The following is a 6,716-nucleotide window of genomic DNA, read 5'->3' as shown; positions in this document are numbered from 1 at the left end:
ATTGGATACATGATTTGAGGGAATACCCATGTTTGATTAATTGAAATCATGAGATCATTTACATATTTTAGCTGATATATTTGAAAAAACATGGATTTATTATTAAACTATTAACTGTTCCGCCACCCGTTTTCCCCCTAGATTTTTCATCGGTGCCGTTTACGCAACCTAAAGAAGGGAAAGCTTTTATTGCGCCATTCGGAACGTATCCTGACTTTAGCGTTTATGAATATGGGATATTTTTGATTCATTGAAAGGAAAAAGGGCCAAGAGACACACTGCATCTCAAGATCCGGAGACAGACACAAAGGCAGTCAGTGGAAACTAAAAAATAAACAGGAAAACGAACAGCATCATTAAAAAATGATGACACCGTGCCGGTAAATTGGAAGGAGAAAAAAATGAATACAACAACTAAATTCGGCGAGTGGACAATCCAGGCGGAATCTGAACAGGCATTTTTTGTACAGGACCAGAATCGCTGCATTTTATTAAATTCCGAAAATAATTATATGTTTTTAGCAGAATTAGATGATAATGATAACCTTTCGATTCAAAATATTGATTCAGATATAGAGTTAAAGATAAATTACCTCGCTCAGTCGATTAACGTCTTTTTTAAGAACGAATGACATGAAAGCAGCCACTCTGGAAAATAGCTGAAGAGTACTATCACGAGAACGGAGTCAGGCCTATCTTAACTCAGGATAGAATCTTTCTCATGTACAGTGAGCGTTATCAGCGAGATAAAAATAGAAAAGGGCTTTTTCACACATCTTATTTTCAAAACACGACTTCTGGAGTCCCGCATACTTAGAACAGATTGCAGTGAAAATCAGTGAAGCGGCTCGTCTATATTACGACATCGAGTGCCAAAGAGCCCACGGCCTCATGCTCCACTCCCACTATAAAATAAAAGTGATGCAGGAAGTACCGTCGTACTTTCTGCACCACTAGGGTTAGTATGTTTATAATCACACAAATCTTTTATGATGGGATTATCTTCATCGATCGTAAAAGTAAGATAATGAAGTGATGTTGAAATAGCAATAGGCATGCCCGCAGAACGGGCTTTTTTTTATAAGCGGCAACTAGCGCTCCGCCTCTACAGTAAGAGTCGTGCTCTGTTTCTTGGATACTGTCAAGGATATGATGAATTTGCTACTGTACATGGTCATGCCTTGTCTGATCATCTTTCAAGCATCTTTTTCCAAACTAAAGATCATGCCTTTCTGCCTGCGCTGCATGGAGCCTGGAAATCTAATGAATCAACAGTTTTTTAAACGGCTAAGTTCTAAAAGCGCAGCCATCGCTATAAAATTAAAATCCTCAAAAACGCATTGGACCAGCGATTTTGGGGATTCATAAAGGGCGATCAATTTTTCTGAATAGAAGCAGTGAAAACTGATGCTTAAAATCTATCTCTAATGTTGCAGCGCTTTTAAACATATGGCACAAAACGTTTTCAGCAATCAATCAGATCAGCCGGGTTGAGCAGTAAAACCTGCATCAAATCCAGTGCCGCATCAGAGTGACCGGGCCCTGAATTTATAAAGAAGAAGCAGGCCATACGCGGGTACCTTTTTTTTTACAGATAGTCGCTGCCAAAAAAATTCTTGAATGATTGCAGAACGGTATCGCGGTTCAGGGCAGCAATCGACATTGTCAGTGGAATCTCTTTCGGGCAGACTTGGACGCAGTTCTGTGAGTTGCCGCAGCCTTCGATACCGCCTTCTCCCATGATTGTCTTCAGTCGTTCCGCTTTATTCATTGCCCCCGTCGGATGGGCGTTGAACAGGCGGACTTGCGAGAGCGGCGCCGGGCCGATGAAATCGGACTTGCTGCTGACGTTCGGGCAGGCTTCGAGGCAGCAGCCGCAGGTCATGCATTTGGACAACTCATAAGCCCACTGCCGCTTGCTTTCGGCCATGCGCGGCCCGGGTCCGAGATCGTATGTCCCGTCAATCGGAATCCAGGCTTTGACCCGTTTCAGCGCATTGAACATGCGTGAACGGTCAACAATCAGGTCACGGACGATGGGAAAAGTTTTCATCGGCTCAAGCCGAATGGGTTTCTTCAGTTTGTCGATCAGCGCCGTACAGGCCTGACGCGGACGTCCGTTAATAACCATTGAACAGGCGCCGCACACTTCCTCCAGGCAGTTCATTTCCCACTGCGGTGCCGATGTTTGCTTTCCTTCTGCCGTAACAGGATGACGCCGGATAGCCATCAGTGCGGAAATGACGTTCATGTTCGGCTTATAGGACACATTGAACGTTTGCTGATAAGAGGGCGAGTCCGGCCGGCCCTGACGGGTAATTATCATTTGAAAAATTTTCGGTTGATTCGCTTCGCTCATGATCCTTCCCCTCTCTTAATTAATGTGCGTGTGTATAATCCCGTTTACGCGGCTTGATCAATGAGATGTCTACGGGTTCATACGAAAAATCCGGCCCGTTTTTCTCTGAATTGAATTTGGCTTTGGTTGTCTTCAGCCAGTCTTTATCATTGCGTTCGGGAAACTCCGGCTTGTAATGAGCGCCGCGGCTTTCGTTCCGATTATAGGCGCCCAGTGTGATTACCCTGGCCAGTTCCATCATATTCCAGAGCTGCCGGGTAAACGAGGCGGCGCCGTTATCCCATTCCGATGTGTCATTCAGATTGATGTTGCGGTAGCGCTCCATTAATTCCTGAATATGTTCGTCCGTCTTCAGCAACGTCCCGTTCTCACGAACGACCGTGACATACTGGGTCATCCATTCGCCGAGTTCCTGATGCAGCCGGTAAGCATTTTCCTGACCGTCCAGCGCAATCAGCTGTTTATATTTTTCCTGCTCGCGATGCAGTGCATCGTCGAACAGTTTCTGCGGCATCTCTTCGCTGCCCTTATCCAGTCCGGCAATGTATCTGACCGCATTGGGTCCGGCGACCATGCCGCCGTAAATGGCCGACAGCAGTGAATTGGCACCGAGACGATTGGCGCCGTGATATTGATACTCACATTCACCGCAGGCAAACAGACCTTTAATATTCGTCATCTGATCGAAGCCGACCCACAGGCCGCCCATTGAATAGTGAACCGCCGGGAAGACTTTCATCGGAACCTTATGCGGATCCTCGCCGACAAATTTTTCATAAATGTCGATGATACCGCCCAGCTTGACATCCAGTTCATGCGGATCTTTATGCGACAGATCGAGATAGACGATATTTTGTCCATTAACACCGAGATGTTTATTGATGCACACATCGAAGATTTCACGGGTGGCAATGTCACGGGGAACAAGATTTCCGAAAGCAGGATACTTCTCTTCAAGGAAATACCATGGTTTACCGTCCTTATATGTCCAGAGCCGCCCTCCTTCGCCCCGCGCAGACTCGCTCATCAGCCGAAGTTTATCCTCCCCGGGAATCGCGGTTGGATGAATCTGAATAAATTCCCCGTTGGCAAAATAGGCACCCTGCTGATAAAGGGCGGATGCGGTTGAACCGGTATTAATCATCGAATTTGTCGATTTGCCGAAGATCATTCCCAGACCGCCGGTTGCCATGATCACCGCGTCCGCCCGAAAGATGGAGATGTCCATCGTGCGCATATCCTGAACGACGATTCCCCGGCAGATATTGTCGCCGTCGATCACAGCCGACAGGAATTCGTCATATTCATATTTGTGTACCCGCCCATTGGCTTCCTGGCGGCGGACCTGCTCGTCCATTGCATACAGCAGCTGCTGTCCGGTCGTCGCACCGGCATAGGCGGTGCGATGGTACTGCGTTCCGCCGAAGCGGCGGAAATCAAGCAGCCCTTCCGGTGTGCGGTTAAACATCACGCCCATCCGGTCAAAGAGATGAATAATACCCGGAGCCGCTTCACACATCGCCTTAACCGGCGGCTGATTGGCCAGAAAGTCGCCGCCGTAGACCGTATCATCGAAGTGCTGCCACGGCGAGTCGCCTTCGCCTTTTGTATTGACTGCTCCGTTAATCCCTCCCTGGGCACAGACCGAATGGGAACGCTTCACGGGAACAACAGAAAAAAGATCGACTTCCACCCCGGCTTCGGCTGCCTTCACGGCAGACATTAAACCTGCCAGGCCGCCTCCGACGATGATAATTTTTCCATTACTCAATTGGACTCACTCCTTTTCTGAAAAATCAAACAACATGATTAAACGAATGCGAACAATGCGCGAAGCCCGACATACGTCAGCAGCACGAATATCGCTGCCGTTACATAAGTTCCGATTCGCTGCGAGCGCTGCGACATGAGAATGCCCCAGTGGACGCAGAACGACCAGAGTCCGTTCGAGAAGTGATAAACGGCGCATAAAATACCGAAGACATAAAAGATCATGATTCCTGGATTGCTTAAATTATTAACCATCATTTCATAGTTAAGCGGAGTCCCCAATGCCATCGCTACCCGTGTCTCCCAGACATGCCAGGCAAGAAAAATCACGAGATACAATCCGGAAATTCTTTGAATAAAAAACATCCAGTTGCGGAAAAAGCTGTAGTTTCCGACATTATTTTTGGCGGTAAACGCAAGATAAATGCCGTAAATCGCATGAAACAAAATGGGCAGATAAATGAGCACAGTCTCAAGAAAAAACAGATAGGGTAAACTTTCCATCAAACCGGCCGCCTGGTTAAACGCGTCCGCTCCTTTAGTTGCCTGATAGTTTATGGTCAGATGAACGATCAGAAATAACCCGATCGGGACGACTCCAAGGAGCGAATGCAGGCGGTGCTGACCATATTCATGTGGTACAGCCATATCCCTTCCCCCTCCAAAGCAAAATATTAACTCTTACAATCTTTAAAAATATTGGTCCAAACTATAAACGTCAGTTGTTCTTCAGTTCAATATACGATCGCTGTAACGGCCGTTATTTTTTGAATCAAAACGATGTGAGGCAAGGCCTCGTTTTCACATGAATCCGGCACTATGAAAAGATAAGAAAAACGCCTCAATATGAGGTGTAGCTAAGTCACTATCCGGCATCGCAAAATATCAAAAATGGTTTGAATGATTTAAGTTAAATTTTAAAACTCGGCCATTTTAAATGATCCGGAACACCCAGCTGTTAAATGCTTTTCCGCGGAAACTTTTTCTTGATTATCTAATCTAATCCGGTTACTTTCAATTCATCGTCCTCTGTAAAAATTTAAAAATCAGCTTTTTTTCGATAATGATGATTTTCCTGAGATTCCGGGATGAGTCATCGCTCGCGGATCCAGGATGATATTCAGTTCTTCTTCTGATAACACGCCTTCCTCTAAAATAATGTCTCTAACCGGTTCCCCGGTTATAATTGCTTTTTTAGCGATGGAAGCCGCTGTCTCATAACCCACATGGGGATTGATCGCCGTAATGACGCCGACACTATGCTTAACGTACTCTTCCATTTTCTCTTTATTCGCCGTGATTCCCTGCAGGCAGAATTTGCTGAAAACGGTAAAAACATGGGTCATTATTTTAATGGACTGTAGTAAATTGTAGGCAATGATAGGTTCCATGACGTTTAATTCCAGCTGACCCGCTTCACAGGCCATACCGATTGTGAGATCATTTCCAACAATTTGAAAAGCACTCTGGTTTAACACTTCCGGTATAACCGGATTTACTTTCCCCGGCATGATTGATGAACCCGGCTGACGGGGAGGCAAGTTAATCTCGTTTAACCCGCACCTCGGCCCGGAAGACAGCAGCCGCAGATCATTCGCTACTTTCGACATATCCAGCATGCATGTTTTTAATGCGGCATGAACTTCCAAATAGACATCCGTGTTTTGCGTTCCGTCGATGGGATCTTGTGCGCCTTTGATCGGGAATCCCGTAAATTCCGCTAAATGATGAATCACTCTCCTAATGTATTCTTTATCCGCATTGATACCGGTGCCGATAGCCGTTCCCCCCATATTGACACTGTACAGGTTCTCGCGGGTGGCGCGGATTCTTTCAATATCTCTTTTCAGAACGGCAGCATACGCCGCAAACTCCTGGCCCAGCATGATGGGAACCGCATCCTGCAATTGTGTCCGTCCCATTTTTATATCATCTTTAAATTCTTCCGCCTTGATCACAAAATCATGATGTACTTCCTCCAATGTTTTCAAGAGCTTTTCCAGTAAAAAGAGCGCAGACAGATGAATGGCCGTCGGATAGGAATCATTGGTCGATTGTGACATATTGACATGGCTGTTCGGACTGACGACCTTATAATTTCCTTTCTCTTCTCCCAGTATTTCAAGTGCCCGGTTGGCAATCACTTCATTAGTATTCATGTTAACGGATGTCCCGGCTCCGCCTTGAATCGGATCAAGAACAAATTGATCATGAAATTCTCCTTTTAATATTTCATCTGCTGCCGTAACAATCGCCTGGGCAATTTTCTCGTTTAATTGACCAATTTCCGAGTTTGCAAGAGCAGCTGATTTTTTAATAACAGCCATCGCATTGATGAGCTCATCATCAATGTGATATCCAGTGATCGGAAAGTTGTCGACGGCTCTCATCGTTTGTACACCGAAATAGGCATCCAAAGGAACGTGTTTTTCTCCCAGAAAATCTCTTTCAACCCGGTAATCTTCAGTTTTACTGCTCATCTCAGATCTTCCTCCTCTAACGAATGACGGATTTCAAGTGACGAATGTTGAAAAACGGACCTTTTATTGGCTGATAGGTTTATCCTTAATCAGTTTCAGCCTCACCC

At 45.8% G+C, this 6,716-nt stretch carries 5 protein-coding genes; 1 reads left to right on the top strand and 4 read right to left on the bottom strand.

Annotation, left to right across the window (positions count from 1 at the left end; all coding sequences use genetic code 11):
- Positions 1-401 precede the first annotated feature (401 nt).
- A complete protein-coding gene (locus tag Q6A92_RS15545) occupies positions 402-632 on the top strand; it encodes a hypothetical protein (protein ID WP_332238649.1) in 231 nt (76 codons plus the stop codon).
- A 956-nt stretch (positions 633-1,588) separates the two neighbouring features.
- On the opposite strand, the gene sdhB is transcribed toward Q6A92_RS15545, so the two are convergent.
- The 4 genes from sdhB to aspA all read right to left on the bottom strand — a co-directional run bounded on the left by sdhB (position 1,589) and on the right by aspA (position 6,609).
- Positions 1,589-2,359, bottom strand: a complete 771-nt coding sequence (sdhB, locus tag Q6A92_RS15540; RefSeq protein ID WP_332238648.1) for a succinate dehydrogenase iron-sulfur subunit — start codon at positions 2,357-2,359, stop codon at positions 1,589-1,591.
- A 19-nt stretch (positions 2,360-2,378) separates the two neighbouring features.
- A complete protein-coding gene (sdhA, locus tag Q6A92_RS15535) occupies positions 2,379-4,130 on the bottom strand; it encodes a succinate dehydrogenase flavoprotein subunit (RefSeq protein WP_332238647.1) in 1,752 nt (583 codons plus the stop codon).
- Positions 4,131-4,168: 38 nt separating this feature from the next.
- Positions 4,169-4,777, bottom strand: a complete 609-nt coding sequence (locus tag Q6A92_RS15530) for a succinate dehydrogenase cytochrome b558 subunit (protein WP_332238646.1) — start codon at positions 4,775-4,777, stop codon at positions 4,169-4,171.
- A 398-nt stretch (positions 4,778-5,175) separates the two neighbouring features.
- Entirely contained in the window at positions 5,176-6,609 is a 1,434-nt protein-coding gene (aspA, locus tag Q6A92_RS15525; RefSeq protein WP_274398739.1) for an aspartate ammonia-lyase, read from the bottom strand.
- Positions 6,610-6,716 lie beyond the last annotated feature (107 nt).

Origin of the sequence: Sporolactobacillus sp. KGMB 08714 (genome assembly GCF_036598985.1) — a bacterium.
In the GTDB taxonomy this organism is placed as follows: domain Bacteria; phylum Bacillota; class Bacilli; order Bacillales; family Sporolactobacillaceae; genus Sporolactobacillus.
The sequence above is the reverse complement of the archived record's forward strand: the minus strand, read 5'-3'. Positions and strand labels throughout refer to the sequence as shown.